Annotated in this window: 15 protein-coding genes, 2 tRNA genes and 1 riboswitch; of the genes, 11 read left to right on the forward strand and 6 right to left on the reverse strand. The window is 67.0% G+C overall.

What is annotated here, in order from left to right:
* The coding region (locus HUK82_RS09590; protein ID WP_176613751.1) for a DEAD/DEAH box helicase at nt 1–203 on the reverse strand (203 nt) is incomplete at its 3' end.
* A gap of 314 nt (nt 204–517) precedes the next feature.
* On the opposite strand from HUK82_RS09590, the gene HUK82_RS09595 reads away from it, so the two are divergent.
* On the forward strand, nt 518–1597 hold the full coding sequence (locus HUK82_RS09595; RefSeq protein WP_176613752.1) for a YeiH family protein: 1080 nt from the start codon (nt 518–520) through the stop codon (nt 1595–1597).
* A 19-nt stretch (nt 1598–1616) separates the two neighbouring features.
* Here the strand turns inward: HUK82_RS09595 and HUK82_RS09600 are convergent, their stop codons facing one another.
* Complete coding sequence (locus tag HUK82_RS09600) at nt 1617–2912, reverse strand: MFS transporter (protein WP_176613753.1); 1296 nt, start codon at nt 2910–2912, stop codon at nt 1617–1619.
* A gap of 97 nt (nt 2913–3009) precedes the next feature.
* Here HUK82_RS09600 and HUK82_RS09605 point away from each other — a divergent pair, with 97 nt between their 5' ends.
* From HUK82_RS09605 to HUK82_RS09645, 9 genes are all read left to right on the forward strand, one after another.
* The gene (locus tag HUK82_RS09605) at nt 3010–3375 is read left to right on the forward strand and encodes a tRNA-binding protein (protein WP_176613754.1); all 366 of its coding nucleotides are present in this window, start codon (nt 3010–3012) and stop codon (nt 3373–3375) included.
* On the forward strand, nt 3375–3854 hold the full coding sequence (gene gpt / locus HUK82_RS09610) for a xanthine phosphoribosyltransferase (protein WP_176613755.1): 480 nt from the start codon (nt 3375–3377) through the stop codon (nt 3852–3854). Before HUK82_RS09605 ends, gpt begins: the two co-directional genes overlap by 1 nt.
* Before the next feature lie 2 nt (nt 3855–3856).
* On the forward strand, nt 3857–4813 hold the full coding sequence (locus tag HUK82_RS09615; RefSeq protein ID WP_176613764.1) for an N-acetylmuramic acid 6-phosphate etherase: 957 nt from the start codon (nt 3857–3859) through the stop codon (nt 4811–4813).
* Between the two features lie 13 nt (nt 4814–4826).
* Nucleotides 4827–4903: transfer RNA gene (locus HUK82_RS09620), tRNA-Pro, on the forward strand.
* A gap of 20 nt (nt 4904–4923) precedes the next feature.
* Nucleotides 4924–5229 (forward strand): ETC complex I subunit, encoded by a 306-nt coding sequence (locus tag HUK82_RS09625; protein WP_176613756.1) that lies wholly within the window; start codon nt 4924–4926, stop codon nt 5227–5229.
* A 40-nt stretch (nt 5230–5269) separates the two neighbouring features.
* A tRNA-Arg gene (locus HUK82_RS09630) sits at nt 5270–5346 on the forward strand.
* A gap of 181 nt (nt 5347–5527) precedes the next feature.
* Nucleotides 5528–6484 carry a glycosyltransferase family 2 protein gene (locus tag HUK82_RS09635; RefSeq protein ID WP_264801947.1) on the forward strand — a complete coding sequence of 319 codons (957 nt, stop codon included), beginning with the start codon at nt 5528–5530 and terminating at the stop codon, nt 6482–6484.
* Between the two features lie 71 nt (nt 6485–6555).
* Nucleotides 6556–6885 (forward strand): hypothetical protein, encoded by a 330-nt coding sequence (locus tag HUK82_RS09640; RefSeq protein WP_176613758.1) that lies wholly within the window; start codon nt 6556–6558, stop codon nt 6883–6885.
* A 64-nt stretch (nt 6886–6949) separates the two neighbouring features.
* Nucleotides 6950–7166: riboswitch (cobalamin riboswitch) on the forward strand.
* Nucleotides 7167–7203: 37 nt separating this feature from the next.
* Complete coding sequence (locus tag HUK82_RS09645; protein ID WP_176613759.1) at nt 7204–9360, forward strand: TonB-dependent receptor; 2157 nt, start codon at nt 7204–7206, stop codon at nt 9358–9360.
* A gap of 22 nt (nt 9361–9382) precedes the next feature.
* Here HUK82_RS09645 and HUK82_RS09650 read toward each other — a convergent pair whose 3' ends face one another.
* From HUK82_RS09650 to HUK82_RS09665, 4 genes are all read right to left on the reverse strand, one after another.
* Complete coding sequence (locus HUK82_RS09650) at nt 9383–10387, reverse strand: SDR family oxidoreductase (protein WP_176613760.1); 1005 nt, start codon at nt 10385–10387, stop codon at nt 9383–9385.
* 101 nt (nt 10388–10488) lie between these two features.
* Nucleotides 10489–11067 (reverse strand): YqaA family protein, encoded by a 579-nt coding sequence (locus tag HUK82_RS09655; protein ID WP_176613765.1) that lies wholly within the window; start codon nt 11065–11067, stop codon nt 10489–10491.
* Nucleotides 11068–11151: 84 nt separating this feature from the next.
* Nucleotides 11152–12741, reverse strand: coding sequence for an ATP-binding protein (locus tag HUK82_RS09660; RefSeq protein ID WP_176613761.1), 1590 nt, complete (start codon nt 12739–12741; stop codon nt 11152–11154).
* Nucleotides 12742–12807: 66 nt separating this feature from the next.
* Entirely contained in the window at nt 12808–13524 is a 717-nt protein-coding gene (locus HUK82_RS09665) for a response regulator (RefSeq protein ID WP_176613762.1), read from the reverse strand.
* Nucleotides 13525–13677: 153 nt separating this feature from the next.
* Here HUK82_RS09665 and HUK82_RS09670 point away from each other — a divergent pair.
* The coding region (locus HUK82_RS09670) for a PRC-barrel domain-containing protein (protein ID WP_176613763.1) at nt 13678–14261 on the forward strand (584 nt) is incomplete at its 3' end.

A 14261-nucleotide genomic window follows, 5' to 3' on the forward strand; every position in this document is an offset into this window, starting at 1 on the left:
AGGCGCTCGGCGCCCTGAAGCAGGGTGTCGGCCAGCGCCAGGCCGAAGGCGACGGTCTTGCCCGATCCGGTCTGGGCCGAGACGAGCAGGTCGCGCCCTTCGGTTCCCTCGGCCAGGACGGCTGCCTGCACGGGGGTCGGCTCGTCATAGCCACGCGCGGCGAGCGCGTGCTGGAGGGGGGCGGCGGTCTGGGGAAACGGCATCGGGACTTCCGGACGAAACAGCGCCGCCGCAGGGGTGCGGTGGCGGGATATATAACGGGCAAGGGGATTGAGTGGCGTTCCATAGAGAAAAGCGGCGGGGAAAGCCAGAGCTATGCGTGGCATGAGGCACGCGCGGGCAGGGTTGTGTCGGTGGCTATGGCTGGCGCAGTCCGGCCGGAGACGGCCGGGGGGCAGATTGCGGAGTGGGAGAACACTTCAATTAATCTCAATATAAGATCATTATAACGATAAATATCATCATGAAAGATTGGTTGGCCACCCGGTAGGCTCTGTCCCCGAAAGGACGGCCTCCGATGACACGATTCACCCCTTTTGCAGCGCCAACAGGTGCGACCCTGCGGCGTCTCCTTCCAGTGCTGCCCGGTGTTACGCTGTGCTTCGGCCTCGCCATCGTCGCATACGGCGGTCAGGCCCTCGAAGCGCGATGGCTGGGCCGTGCGTGGCTGGAAGCGCTCAATCTGGCGCTCCTGACCGGGATCGCGGTCCGGACACGGTTTCTGCCGGGTCCCGCCCTGACGCCCGGCATCGCGTGCTGCGCCCGGCTGTTTCTCAACGTCGCCATCGTGATGATGGGCCTGTCGTTCAGTGTCTCGGCGGTGCTGTCCTTGGGGCCTGCTCTGCTGTGCGGCGTGGTCGGGATTGTGCTGTGCAGTCTGGCGTTTACCGGGTGCCTTGGCCGATGGGCCGGCCTTTCGTCGTCGCAGGCGGTGCTGGTGGCGTGTGGCGACTCGATCTGCGGCAACTCGGCGATCATGGCGGCGGCACCGGTCATCGGCGCGCGGGAGGAGGAGGTCGGCAGCACGATCGCCTTTACGGCGGTCGGCGGCCTGGTCGTTGTCATTGGACTGCCGCTGATCGCCCCGCTGTTGCCCCTGAGCGACATGGCGCGCGGTGAACTGGCCGGGATGACGGTCTATGCGGTGCCGCAGGTTATAGCGGCCGCGTCGCCGTTCGGGGCGGCGGCCCTGCACGTCGGCACGCTGGTCAAGCTGATGCGGGTTCTCATGCTCGGGCCGGTCTGTGTCGCGCTGTGTGTGCTGATGCGGCGGCGTGCGGTCGCGGGGCAGGCGGGGGTACCGTCATCGCCGCTTCTGGCCGGAGCACGGACGATACGGCTGGTCCCGTGGTACATCGCGGGCTTTATCGCGATGCTGCTGCTGCGGTCGGTGGGGCTGGTGCCGGGCATGGTGCTGGAACCTGCCGGGGCCGTGGCGTCGTTCCTGACGGTGCTGGCGATGGCCGCGTTGGGTTTGGGCATCGACCCGCGCGCCGTGACGGGTGCGGGCGGGCGCCTTGTCCTGACGGTTGCCGGGTCGCTGGCGGCCCTTCTGGCGGCCAGCCTTGCCCTGGTTCATGAACTGCCGGTCGGCTGAGGCCGAACCGCGCGGTGCGTCACGCCGGATGAATGGCCCGGCCCCGGGCGTCGATCTCGGGCGCGGTGATCTGATCGAGGCGATTGAGACGGCGGAGGTCGGGGAACATCCACATCCACAAACCCGTCACGACCAGCGTGCCGATGCCACCAAAGACCACGGCCTCGACCGGGCCGATCAGGCTGGCGAGCGTGCCGCTTTCGAACTCGCCAAGCTGGTTGGAGGAGCCGATGAACAGCATGTTCACGGCCGAGACCCGGCCGCGCATCTCGTCGGGTGTGCCGAGCTGCACCAGCGCGCCGCGGATCATCACGCTGATCACGTCGGCCGCTCCCAGCACGGCGAGCATCGCCACCGAGATCAGGATCGAGTGCGACAGGCCGAACAGGATCGTCGCCACGCCGAACACGGCCACGGACGCGAACATCGTCCGCCCCGCGCGGTCGCCCAGCGGATGGCGCGCCAGCCACATCGACATCGCCAGCGCCCCGACCGCCGGCGCGCCCCGCAGCAGACCAAGCGCCAGTGGTCCCGCGTGCAGGATATCGGTGGCGTAGAGCGGCAGCATGGCCGTGGCGCCCCCCAGCAGCACGGCGAACAGGTCCAGCGAAATGGCGCCCAGAATGGCCGGCTGGCTGCGCAGGAACACGATTCCGCCGAACACCGCGCCGAGCGTGACCGGCCCGCGCGGCCGCACGTTGCGGGTCAGGCGCAGCGTCAGCGTCGACAGTGCGGCCAGAAGGAAGCCGAGGCCGCAGACCGCATAGACGACTGGCGCGCCCAGCCCGTACATCAGGCCACCGGCCGAGGGGCCGATGATCACGGCCGCCTGGAACAGCGAGGACGACACCGCCGCGGCGCGCGGGAAGTCCTCCGCCGTGACAAGGGAGGGCAGGAAGGTCTGGCTCGCCGGCATCTCGAACGCGCGCGCGACGCCGAACAGCGCCACGATCAGATAGATGGCAAGCGGGCTCAGCCAGTGCTCGATCGAACCCGCCATCAGCACGAACGCGCCGATCGCGCTGATGATCTGGGCGCCGGCGGCAATCACCTTGCGATCGAAATGATCGACCGCATGCCCGGCGACGAACACCAGCAGCGTCAGCGGCAGGAACTGCGCCAGACCGACCAGCCCCAGCGACAGTGCCTTATGCGTCAGTGCATAGATCTGCCAGCCGACGGCCACGGCCTGCATCTGGTTGGCCAGCGCGGAGAGCCCCCGGCCCGAGAGGAAGGAGACGAATCCCGGCAGGCGGGTCAGTGGGATGCGGGGGGGCTGTGCGATCGGGGACGCGGAGTCGGGAGCGGCTGTCATGACGGCGGACACTTAGCGTGAGAAACACGCGCCTCGGCAAGCGCAAAGACGGGCGGCCGCGATTGCAAATTGTCCGGCGCGCGGGCACAAATCGGGCATGAACGCACCGTCCCCGACCCCCGCCGAGTCCGTCGTGCCGTATGACACATTCGCGCAGATCGACGTGCGTGTGGGTACGATCGTCGATGCCAAACCGTTCCCCGAGGCCCGCAAGCCGGCGTTTCGGCTGTGGATCGATTTCGGGCCGCAGATCGGGATCCGGCGCTCCTCCGCGCAGATCACCCGTCATTACACGTGTGAGGAACTGGTCGGGCGGCAGGTCTGTGCGGTGGTCAATCTTGGAACGCGCCAGATCGGGCCGTTCGTCAGCGAGGTGCTGACGCTGGGCATGCCCGATGAAGCTGGCGAAGTGGTGCTGATCCGGCCCGACCGGACGGTGCCCGATGGGGGGAGACTATTCTGATGGCCGTTGCCTATGCCACCGTCAGCTGGGACCAGCTGCATCGCGACGCGCGCGCCCTGGCCGAGTCGCTGATGGCCAGGGGGCCGTTCAAGGGGATCGTCGCGATCACGCGCGGCGGCCTGATCCCCGCAGCGATCATCGCGCGCGAGCTGGACTGCCGCCTGATCGAATCGGTCTCCGTCATGACCTATGACGAGGAGGACCGGGGCGAGCCGACGCTGCTGAAGGCGCCGAGCGCGGCGGGCGACGGCGAGGGTTTTCTGATTATCGATGACCTGGTCGATTCGGGTGTCACCGCCAAATACGTGCGCAAGATCCTGCCCAAGGCATATTTCGCCAGCCTGTATGCCAAGCCGTCCGGCAAGCCGTTCACGGACAGTTTCGTGCTTGAAGTCTCGCAGGAGACGTGGATCCTGTTCCCGTGGGATACCGCGCCGCTGTTCGTGCCGCCCATCGCGCGCAAGACCCTGACCTCGTGACCATGCCGGGCGGGATCGACCTCGATCACGCCGACGACCTGACCAGCCGGCTTCCGGCGACGGAGGGGTTCGACCCCGCGTTCACCGGGCTCGACCACTGGCCCACCGCCACGCAGATGTCGGCACTATGGGCCGCCCAGCTGGCGGCGGTTGCGGCTATCGGGCCAGCGGTGCCGGTGATCGCGCAGGCGGTCGAGGCGGCGGTACCAAGGCTGCGGTCGGGTGGCCGTCTGGCCTATGCCGGCGCGGGCAGTTCGGGGCGGCTGGGGGCACAGGACGGGGCCGAATTGCCACCCACGTTCGGCTGGGCGCACGACAGACTGATCCTGCTGATCGCGGGGGGCGAGGGGGCGCTGATTCGTGCCGTCGAAAACGCCGAGGACGACCGGGGGGCTGCGCGATCGTCGGTCGACGCGGCGGGGCTTGGGCCCGATGATGTCCTGATCGCGGTCGCGGCGTCGGGGCGTACGCCCTACACGATCGCCTGTGTCGAGGCCGCGCGGGCCGCCGGGGCACTGACCATCGCCGTGGCCAACAGCCCGGCCGCCCCCCTGTTATCGGCGGCGCATCACGCCGTTCTGGTGGAGACGGGGTCGGAGCCCATCGCAGGCTCGACCCGCATGAAAGCCGGGACGGCGCAAAAGGTCGTCCTCAATCTTCTGTCGACCGGCATGATGACCGGGCTGGGCCACGTGCATCAGGGGCGCATGGTCGATATGCAGGCCCGGAACGCGAAGCTGCGTCATCGCGCCGTGCGGATGGTCGCCGATCTGGCCGGCTGCGACGCCGAGTGTGCCGAACGGGCGCTGGAATCGGTCGATCGTGACATCAAGCGTGCGGTTCTGGTGGCACTCGGTGCGGCCCCGGCGGCCGCAGCGGCGGCCCTGCGGACGGCGGACGGGCGGTTACACGTCGCGCGTGCGTCTTTAGGGCTTGCCAGTTCGCCTTCCGCCTCATAGCTTGCGCTCAATTCGGGGCGTGGCGCAGCCTGGTAGCGCGCGTGTTTTGGGTACATGAGGTCGCAGGTTCGAATCCTGTCGCCCCGACCATGTAAGGGAGGCGTGGCACGATGCGGGCCCGGATCTTCAAACAGGCAAAGAATGCCATGCAGTCTGGTCGCGCGAACACGCATGACTGGATTCTGGAATACGGTCAGTCGATGCCCCGCCAGATCGATCCCGTCATGGGCTGGACGGGCAGCGCCGACACCCAGTCGCAGTTGCGCATGGTCTTTACGTCCGAGGAACAGGCTGTCGCCTACGCCACCCGGAACGCGATTCCCTACGATCTGGAGTTGCCGGTGGCGCGCGTGCGCAAGCCCAGCATCTACTCCGACAATTTTCGCCCCGACCGTCCCTTGAACTGGACGCACTGAGCGGGCAGTTTCCCTGATCCCGGCACGACCCGGGTTTCGCGCGCCCTTAGCTCAGTCGGATAGAGCAACAGCCTTCTAAGCTGTGGGTCGCTGGTTCGAATCCAGCAGGGCGCGCCACGATCGCGTGTTGTGCCACCTCCGAGGGGTGCGAAGTGCGGAACGGCCGTCCCGTCTTGTCCATCTCCGTCCGGCACCTGCGGGGCACGCGTGTCGTCGGCCGTATCGATGATCGCCAGACGGGTACCGCGCGTAACGTGCGCTTCGGCCTTGCGGTCGCGGGGGCCCTGTGACGCCGCTGGTGTCGATCGTCGTCCCGTTTCATGACGAAGCGTCGGGAATAGACATGTTTTTCGCCGCCGTGCGACCGGTCATGGACGCGCGGGCGGACGTCTCGTGGGAAGTGGTCTGCGTTGATGACGGCAGCCGTGACGACACCCTCGTGCGCCTGATCGCCCAGACACGGAGCGACGCGCGTGTCCGGGTGCTCGAACTCTCGCGCAATTTCGGCAAGGAAGCGGCCCTGACCGCCGGAATCGATGCCGCACGGGGACAGGCGGTCATCCCTATGGATGGCGACCTGCAGGACCCGCCATCGCTGTTATCGCCGATGCTGGATGCGTGGCGCGGCGGGGCGGAGGTTGTGTTGGCCCGGCGGTCGGACCGGTCGCGCGACAGTGTGGCCCGACGCCACACGGCTGCCTGGTTCTATCGTCTGCACAACCGTCTCTCCAAAACCCAGATTCCCGAAAATGTCGGCGATTTTCGATTGATGGACCGTGTGGTGGTCGATGCCCTGCGGCGCCTGCCCGAGCGACAGCGCTTCATGAAGGGCCTGTTCGCGTGGGTCGGATTTCGCACGGTCACGCTGGACTATGCGCGACCGCTGCGGGCGGTCGGGCGCAGCCGGTTTTCGGGCGTGGCGCTGTGGAACTTCGCACTGGAAGGCTTCACCGGCTTTTCGACCGCGCCCCTGCGGATCTGGACCTATGTCGGCGCGGTGTTCGCGGCACTGTCGCTGCTGTATGGCGGTTTCATCCTTGTCCATACGATCCTGTCCGGCAGTCGGGTTCCCGGCTACGCCTCCCTGTTCGTCGCGGTGACGTTTTTCGGCAGCGTGCAACTGATCAGCATCGGCCTGCTTGGAGAATATATCGGCCGGATCTACATGGAGACGAAACAAAGGCCGATCTATCTCGTCCGTTCGACCTACACCGCGCAGACGCCGCACGCATCCGATCCGGTGCTGTCGCGTTAGGGCAGTTGAACGTCCGGACAGCGCATCGTCGCAAGGCGCGCACTGTCCGTCGTGAACAGAGAGGACAGACCATGGACAATCCGCTGGACACATCGCCGCAGCAGGTCGCCCGCATCGCGGCGAAAGCACAGGATCTGTGGATCGCCGACGGCAAGCCCGCGTGCGGGGCCGACTCGTACCGCGAACAGGCGGCCGACCTGATCGGTATGGAACGCAACCCGGACGCCGGCCAGATTCCGGTCGATCCCCCGGTTCCGGTGGGCCCCGACGGACAGCCGATCGAGGACGCGCGGCTGGAGGACAACCTCGGTAACCCCGGTGGCAGCCTGAACGAACGGGACGACAAGCGGGAGACGCCCTTCCCGACATGGCAACAGGCCGAAAAGGACCTGGAGTCGTAACGTGGTGGTGCCCGCCGCCTGATGGCGGAGGCGGGCGCGATTGACGGGCGCGGCACCCCACCGCTAAGCACGCTGCGTCGAAGGTCTCGCGCGAGCGAGCGAAGAGGGAACGCTGAACGGTCTGGCTGGGGTGATCCCGGGGCCCAGTCGGCGGCTGCCCCCGCAACTGTGAACGGCGAGTCCGGCGCAACATGTCACTGGCGTCCTTTCGAAGGAGGCCGGGAAGGCGTGCCGGATTACGACCCGTGAGCCAGGAGACCTGCCTTCGTCGTTCCGTCGTGGTGGCCGGTCGGGTGGATTGGCGGCCGGAGACACGCCGTGCGTCGATACCAAGCGACGCGCACGCCTACCCGCGTGCGCGCCCTATACCTTTCTGCCCTTCCCGTTGTGCCGATCTGCACGTTGCTGTCGTCCGCCGCGCACGCCTCGGCCGACATTCCCGACACGACCCTGCCGCGGGAGCGGATCACCGTGACCGCCTCGCGCACCGACCCGATCGGACACGCGACGACCGCCAGCCAGGGTCATATCACGAGCCGGGAGCTGGAGCTGCGCCCGGTCTATCGTGTCGGCCAGTTGCTGGAATCCGTGCCCGGACTGGTGGTCACGGCGCATTCCGGGGAAGGCAAGGCCAACCAGTATCTGCTGCGCGGCTTCAATCTCGATCACGGCACGGATCTGGCTAGCTTCGTCGATGACATGCCGGTGAATGAACCGACACACGCGCATGGGCAGGGCTACACAGATATTAACTTCCTGATCCCCGAATTGGCCAATGGTGTCGATTACACCAAGGGGCCGTTCTTCGCCCAAGTTGGAGACTTTGGCGTTGTCGGCTCAGATCATATCACGCTGCGTGACGCGATGCCGCGTCAGGTCATGCTGAGTGCCGGCACACTGGGGGATCAGCGTATAATGGCTGCGGATACGCTTCATTTCCATAACGGCGATCGTCTGCTGGGGATTCTGTCGGCCGAACATCTCGATGGTCCATGGACACACCCGGACAATTTCCGCGGGTTGAAATCGGCGCTGCGGTGGAGTCACGAGCGTGGGGCACATACCATACACCTGACTGCCATGGTCTATCGGGGTCAGTGGAGCAGCACGACGGACCAGCCCGTGGCTGCCCGAACGAGCGGTCTGATCGGCCGATATGGTTCACTGGACCCAACCGATGGCGGTTTCTCGGAACGCTTCAGCGTCTCGGCGCATCATCGCTATCAGGGTGCCGGCTGGGGGCTCGACACGGCGATGTATGTGACACACAGCCGCCTCACACTTTGGAACGACTTCACGCATTATCTGGTCGACCCCGTAAACGGCGATCAGGAACAGCAGGACGAGACGCGTACGACCGTGGGTGGACAGAGCGCCTTTCACCGTACGGATCGCATTCTGGGATTTGCGATGGAGAACACGCTGGGCGTTCAGGGGCGGTGGGACACGATCTATATCGACCGGCGCCACACGCGTGCGCGACAGGCACTGGAAGCTTGCCCGGACAGCGCTGCGCCGACGGGAGCGTATGTGTGCAATGCTGATCGGGTTCAGCAAGGCAATGCAGGGCTCTATGGCCAGAACGTGACACACTGGATGCCTTGGCTGCGGACGGTGGTGGGCCTGCGCGGGGACTTCTATGGCGGCCGGGACCATAGTCTGGTGTCGGGATATCGCGGGCGAACTCATCAGTGGCTGTTTCAACCCAAGGGAAGCCTGATCGTCGGGCCGTGGCGCCGGACCGAATTCTACGCAAGTGTCGGCCGAGGCTATCATTCCAACGATCTGCGTGCGGTGCTGGGCACCGTGCCTACGGACGGTATTGCGGGGGGGCGGATTGCCACGCCGTTCATGACCCGCGCCACCAGCGAGGAGGTGGGGCTGCGCAGCGACCCACTGCCGGGGCTGTCTGTGCAGGCGGCCCTGTACAGGATCGATTTCACGTCCGAACTGACCTACGACGCCGACGAAGGCGTGAACGAAGCCGGCGCGCCCAGCCGCCGCACGGGTGTCGAAGTCTCGGCCCAGTACCGGCCGTTCCGCTGGGTGGAGATCAACGGCGATGTGGCGGCGGCACGGGCGCGGTATCGGACATCGACTCCGCAGGCCTATGGGATCGATGGCCTTTTCATCGCCAACGCCCCGCGCTTCATCGCGTCCTTCGGCATCCTGCTGGACCATCTCGGACCGTGGTACGGGTCGGCGCAGATGCGGTGGCTCGGCGGCTATCCACTGATCGAGGACGACTCGCTGCGCTCACCGGGCTATCGGGAGGTAAATGTCAGCATCGGGCGGCATCTTGGCACGCGCACGACGTTGCAGGTCAGTGTGTATAATCTGTTCAACACGCACGCGGCAGCGTCGCAGTACGCGTATGCCTATCGCATGACGCCGACGTCGGCCGAGGAAACCGGGGCGACATTTCACCCGCTTGAGCCATTGTCCGCCCGGTTCAGCGTCACCCGGCAGTTCTGAAGCGATGCGCCGTCGCGGCTGCCTACCGGCGGCGTCGGATGCGGTCGACCAGTAGGGCCGCGAACCCGGTCGCGAACGCAGCGGTGATCAGACCGGCGCGCAGGGCCGGGGTGAACAGGATCGTGCCGGTGCTGTCGTCTTTCCACGCGACGGTGTCGAAACGGCCATGGGCCGCGTAGGCACCCGGGGGAGACGCCTCCAGCGTATCGGGCAGGTCGTCGGGAGCCGCCGCCTTTTCAAGCTGGCGGCGATAGGCCGCGCTGGCGAGCCAGGTGCGGTGCCACACCGGGGCCAGCGTGCGCAACGCCCAGGTGCCCAGCCCGGAGGCGCCGACCCAGATGTCCTGATGATGGCCGAACACGGCCCGGCAGATCGCGTCGGCCGCGATCTCGGGTTCATACACCATGCCCACGGGTTTCAGGCGCTTGCCCGTGTGATTGCGCGTCCAGCCCAGTCGTGGCGTGTTGATCGACGGCAGATGGACCAGCGCCACGTTGATCCGGTCGGCATCATGGGCGATTTCGGGGCGCAGGCTTTCCGAAAACCCGCGCACGGCCCCGCGCGCGCCTGATTCCACCGCCTGTAATGGCAGGCCCTGAAGTTGCGGCAGCAGGTCGAGATTGACGATGGTGCCATACCCACGGCGCCGCATGCGCTTGAGGGCGGCGAGCGTGCCGTGCACGGTACCGAAATAGGTGACCTCGGTCGCGCGGCGAATCTCGGCCGCCGTAAGCTCGGCCACCTGGCCGACGACGCTGGTGCCGGCGGCGTTCACCCAGATCGTGATCGGGCCGAGGGACTGTTCGATCTGTTCGGCCGCGGCCTCGATCGCTGTGTCGTCGGCGACATCGGCCTCGATCACCAGGGTCCGTACGTTTGAAGTGTCGAGCTCCGCGGCAGCCTGGTCCAGTCGTTCCCGGTTGCGGCCGATCAGCGCGACGTCGCACCCGGCGCGGGCCAGCGTCCGGACGGTGGCGCGGCCGATGCCGGCCCCGGCTCCCGTGACGACGGCGATCTGATGCGGCATGGCGGCTCTCCCGGCAAAGGCTGGCGGCCGCTCCGGCGGCCCGGCTTCTTCTTTGCGACCCTCAGACCGGCAAGGCAAGCCGGGGCGGAGGCGAGGGTGCCTTACGCATATTTCAACGCGAGGAAGCCCAGCACCAGCAGACCAAGAAACGCCAGCGCCACGAGCGTCAGCCGACGCTCGACAAACGCACGGATCGGCGGACCGAAACGATAGAGCAGCGCGGCTTCGAGAAAGAACCGTGCGCCGCGCGTTACGATGCTGGCCAGCAGGAAAGGTCCGAGCGCGAAATGCGCGGCGCCGCTGGCGATCGTCACGAATTTATACGGGATCGGCGTCAGGCCTTTGAGCAGGACGATCCACACCCCATAGGCCCGAAAACGCGCCTGCAACGCGGCGATCGTCGCCTCCGCGTGGTAGGCGTGTGCGATGGGAAGGGCCACGGTCTTGAGCAGGAACGCGCCGATCGCCCAGCCGAGAATGCCGCCGATCACGCTGGCGGCGGTGCAGATCGCCGCGTAACGCCAGGCACGCTGGCGCCGGGCCAGGATCATGGGGATCAGCAGCGCGTCCGGCGGGACGGGGAACACACTGGCTTCGGCAAAGGCGATCACTGCCAGCCAGACGGGTGCCGCCGGCGTTGCGGCAAGCGCGATCAGCCGGGCGTAGAGACGGTCGAGCAACGGAAGGCGGCCCTCGGAAAGGATGGAGGGCCAGCGATGCCATCGCGCCCCGGTGCGTGCAAGAGGCGCGCGCCGCACCAGTCCTCAGATCGGCAGCGAGACGCGGGCGCGCAGTCCGCCGGCCGGCCGGCGTTGTAGCACGATGTCACCACCATGACCGCGCACGATCGTCCGGGCAATCGCCAGGCCGAGGCCGCTCCCCCCGGTTTCGCGATTGCGGCTGGTCTCGGCGCGCACGAAAGGTTCGAACATCTGTTCGAGTTCGTCGTCCGCCAGGCCTGGGCCCTCGTCGTCGATGCAGATGATCGCGATGTCGGTTCCGTCGCGCGCCGCGCCCCTGTCGACACTGAGGGTCACATGCGCGCTTCCGCCATACTTGATCGCATTGTTCATGACGTTGTTCAGCGCGCGCTTGAGCGAGACCGGGCGTGCGCGGATCATGACCTGCGGCGGTTCGACCGTGAAATCGACCAGCTCGGCCAGGTCCGCGCGTCCCTCCGTCGCTTCGTCGATGATCGTCTGCAGGAGGGCGGTGAGGTCGAGCGGCACCATCGATTCCTGACGCGCGCTGTCGCGCCCGAAACTCAGCGTGGCCGCAACCATGGCTTCCATCTCGTCGAGGTCCTGCAGGAATTTCTGACGCAGATCGTCATCGTCGATGAATTCGGAGCGCAGTTTCAGGCGCGTGATCGGCGTCCGCAGATCGTGGCCGATGGCCGTCAGCATCAGCGTGCGATCGGTCACGAAGCGGCGGATACGCGCGGCCATCGTGTTGAAGGCGGCGGAGGCGCGCGCGATTTCGGTCGGGCCGTCCTCGGGCAAAGGGGGGGCGTTGACGTCGCGGCCCAGCGCCTCGGCCGCGGCGGCCAATGTCTGCACCGGGGCGATCAGTCGCCGCACGCCCCACAGGATGAGCGTACCGCCGGCCAGCGTCATCAGCAGGAACGCCAGCGGCAGGGTGGGCGACGTCAGAAATCCCGGACGGCCCAGTGAATAATCGATCGTCAGCCACCGCGTGTCATCGGGCAACAGGAACGACAGGGCGCGCTCGTTACTACCCGGGGCGTGGCTGCTGACCACGTTGCGGGGCATAAGCCAGTGCGGCAGCGCGATCGGCATGCCGCCGGGAGCTATCATCGGCACGGGCATGTGCGGTGGTGGTCCGTGACGGCCTGGCGAGCCAGGTGGCTCGTCGTCAAAATCATGGTGCGGCGGACCGTCCACGGGCGGACCACGATCTGGCGGTGGATGATCGGAAAAACCCCCGGAGTCGGGAAAGCCCGGGCCGGGTGGACCGTGGTGTCCGTGAAAGGGAGGGGCGTTATCCGTCGGAAACGGAGGATGTTCGATGATATCCACGTCGCTGCCCGGGTTGGGGCCGGGACCGAGTGTGACGTGGAAATGCGGGGGCAGGTGAAGCGTGCGCACTTCGGCCTCGCGCTGCGGCGGCAGCGTCTCGGCGATGGAGCGGTAGATCGACAGGACATGCAACTGTGCGTCGTGGACCTGCATCCGGCGCCCAAGGTCGATCCGGTCGAACGCGTGAATAATCAGACCCACCGCCTGGACGATGCCCAGGCCGACGATCAGCAGCAGGCTGGTGCGCGCGGCGAGCGAGCGCGGCCAGAGGCCCCGTCGTCCCCGCCGTGCGCCGCATGAGGCCGTTTCAGGCATCAGGAGACAACCTGCGTGCGCGTCGCACCTCGGCGGGGAAATGTGGATATCACGTGCCCTCTGCCCTCAGACCCGTTCCACTTCGGCGGCAAGCACATAGCCGCCGCCGCGCACCGTTTTGATGACCTGTGCGTTGCGTCCGTCGTCCTCGAGCTTGCGGCGCAGGCGGCTGACGGCGACATCGATCGCGCGATCGAAGGGCCCCGCCTGCCGACCGCGCAGCAGATCGAGCAGCATATCGCGCGTCAGGACACGATTCGCCCGGTCGAGCAGCGCCAGAAGCAGGTCGTATTCCCCCCCGGTCAACGGCACCTCCGCCCCATCGGGATTGAGCAGTCGCCTCCGCCCGGGTTCGAGCTGCCATCCCGCGAAGCGCATGGTGCGCAGGTCGTTGTTCACCCGCTCGGCGCTCTCAGTCGTGCGACGGAGGACCGCGCGAATCCGGGCCAGAAGTTCGCGCGGATTGAAGGGTTTGGGCAGGTAGTCGTCGGCCCCGAACTCCAGCCCGATGATGCGGTCCATCTCGTCGCCCATCGCGGTCAGCATGATGATGGGCACATTGTCCTGACCCCGCAGCCAGCGCGCGAAATCAAGGCCGCTCTCGCCGGGCATCATCAGGTCGAGCACGATCATCTGGTAATGACCGTTGCTCCACGCCCGCCTGGCTTCGCGCGCATCGCGCGCCGCCGTGACGCGAAACTGGTTGCGTTCGAGGAATTTCGACAGAAGGTCGCGGATTTCGCGGTCGTCGTCGATGATCAGGATATGGGGTGTCTGTTCCATGGCTTCCCTGCCCATAGCGCGTTTTCGGCGCCCCCGCAGCGGGCGTTTCACTCTGTTGCACTTGCTCACGGGACGTGGCGGCGCGCAATTTTGCGTTCTGCATAACAAGGACGCGTGACAGTTCACCCCGGTTCGTGTTCAGGAGAAAGGATCATGCGTTCTGTCCTTGCCGCCGATACCCGCACCCCCTGTCACGCCGCCGCCCGGGCGGCCCGGTCCGGCCGCAGGCGTGACCGCCTTCGTGCGTCCGCCGTCGGGCTGGTGGCGCTGACGCTGATGGCCGCGGCCCCTGAAACGGCGGTGCCCCCCACAGCGCAGCCCGCACCGGGGGGCACCGCCCAGTACGACACCGCCACAGGGGATCAGCCTGAGCTTCAGTCGTCGCCACAGGTCGTGCCCGCGCCGGTGGCGCCCGCCCAGCCGCTGTTTGCGACGCGCACGATGAAGCTCGTCGGTCTGATCGACCGCGAGGTGGTCGGACCCGGCAAGGAACAGGTTGGGCGGGTGATCGACGTCCTGCTTGACGACACGGCGCGGCCTGTCGCCGTCGTGGTCGACGCAGGCGGGTTCATGGGCGTGGGCAACCGCCGGATCGCGATCGCGTGGGACATGATCGTGCCCGCCAGTCTGAACGCGCAGGACAGCCTCCAGGTGCGTCTGAAGGCGGAAGCCATCCGGGCCGCGCCGGCGTATGCCCCCGACGCCGACACCGCGCAGGTCGTCCAGCCACCGCCACC

This window comes from Ameyamaea chiangmaiensis (assembly GCF_013376175.1).
Taxonomy (GTDB): Bacteria; Pseudomonadota; Alphaproteobacteria; order Acetobacterales; family Acetobacteraceae; genus Ameyamaea; species Ameyamaea chiangmaiensis.

Excerpts from the sequence above, each read along its gene's own strand:
- HUK82_RS09595 (WP_176613752.1), top strand. The coding sequence starts at position 518 with ATGACACGATTCACCCCTTTTGCAGCGCCAACAGGTGCGACCCTGCGG.
- HUK82_RS09600 (WP_176613753.1), bottom strand. The coding sequence starts at position 2,912 with ATGACAGCCGCTCCCGACTCCGCGTCCCCGATCGCACAGCCCCCCCGC.
- HUK82_RS09605 (WP_176613754.1), top strand. The coding sequence starts at position 3,010 with ATGAACGCACCGTCCCCGACCCCCGCCGAGTCCGTCGTGCCGTATGAC.
- gpt (WP_176613755.1), top strand. The coding sequence starts at position 3,375 with ATGGCCGTTGCCTATGCCACCGTCAGCTGGGACCAGCTGCATCGCGAC.
- HUK82_RS09615 (WP_176613764.1), top strand. The coding sequence starts at position 3,857 with ATGCCGGGCGGGATCGACCTCGATCACGCCGACGACCTGACCAGCCGG.
- HUK82_RS09625 (WP_176613756.1), top strand. The coding sequence starts at position 4,924 with ATGCGGGCCCGGATCTTCAAACAGGCAAAGAATGCCATGCAGTCTGGT.
- HUK82_RS09640 (WP_176613758.1), top strand. The coding sequence starts at position 6,556 with ATGGACAATCCGCTGGACACATCGCCGCAGCAGGTCGCCCGCATCGCG.
- HUK82_RS09650 (WP_176613760.1), bottom strand. The coding sequence starts at position 10,387 with ATGCCGCATCAGATCGCCGTCGTCACGGGAGCCGGGGCCGGCATCGGC.
- HUK82_RS09660 (WP_176613761.1), bottom strand. The coding sequence starts at position 12,741 with ATGCCTGAAACGGCCTCATGCGGCGCACGGCGGGGACGACGGGGCCTC.
- HUK82_RS09665 (WP_176613762.1), bottom strand. The coding sequence starts at position 13,524 with ATGGAACAGACACCCCATATCCTGATCATCGACGACGACCGCGAAATC.